Consider the following 766-nt stretch of genomic DNA (forward strand, 5'->3'; position numbering starts at 1 on the left):
CTCCAGGCGTTCCAGCAATCGCAGGATATTGCGCGCGGCTGGTGACAAGGGCGGGTTACGCAGCCACGAGAGCCAGGAGGCACTGCGATCGCCACGACGCTCCAGCATTTTGTCCAAACGACAACGGGTTTCCGGCGGCAGMTCCCCTGCAAGGACGTCATGGACAAGGTGATCGGCCTGCTGGCGAGCACGGCGCACCAAGGCTTCAATGACAGTGACCGACGGCAGGAGAATGCTTCGGCGACGCATCTCGTCAATCAGGATCGCAGCCATGCGGGATGGCTGGGTCACATGATGTGCAATTGGCATCGCGAAACCGGTCATGTCATGAAATGCCGACCGATCGAAGGTTCGGTAGCCATAACGCTTCATCAGGTGGGCCAGATGGGAKCGACGGGKTTCGTCACGACGTCCGTAATGGGACCAGAGCCCAGGGGACAGGTCGAGCTGCCGCGCAACAAATGACAGAATGGGAGCCGGTGGTGTTTCACCAGATTCCAGCACCCGTCCCGGCCAGCGCATGTAGAGCATGACCATCGTGAAACCCAATCGGGAGGTTTCTCCGCGGCGGGTTGCGATCAGATCGAACGCATCCTCGCTGAGAGTAAAATGTCTCGTGATCTCGCGATCATCGACAGAAGGCTCGTAATGTCGGGCGAGAGCTTCACGGGTCAGAAGACGGCGCCGCGCCATGATCGGATGTCTCCTTCATGTGTCCGGAAGGGGATCGTTGGACGGACTGTCCCGGACAAGTGCAACACGTCAT

At 59.5% G+C, this 766-nt stretch carries 1 protein-coding gene; it reads right to left on the bottom strand.

From position 1 onward, the window contains the following. On the bottom strand, positions 1-693 hold a 693-nt coding region (locus KP705_RS15640; protein WP_215764843.1), incomplete at its 3' end, for a DUF4158 domain-containing protein. Positions 694-766 lie beyond the last annotated feature (73 nt).

Origin of the sequence: Gluconobacter sp. P1D12_c (assembly GCF_018812105.1) — a bacterium.
Lineage (GTDB): Bacteria > Pseudomonadota > Alphaproteobacteria > Acetobacterales > Acetobacteraceae > Gluconobacter > Gluconobacter oxydans_A.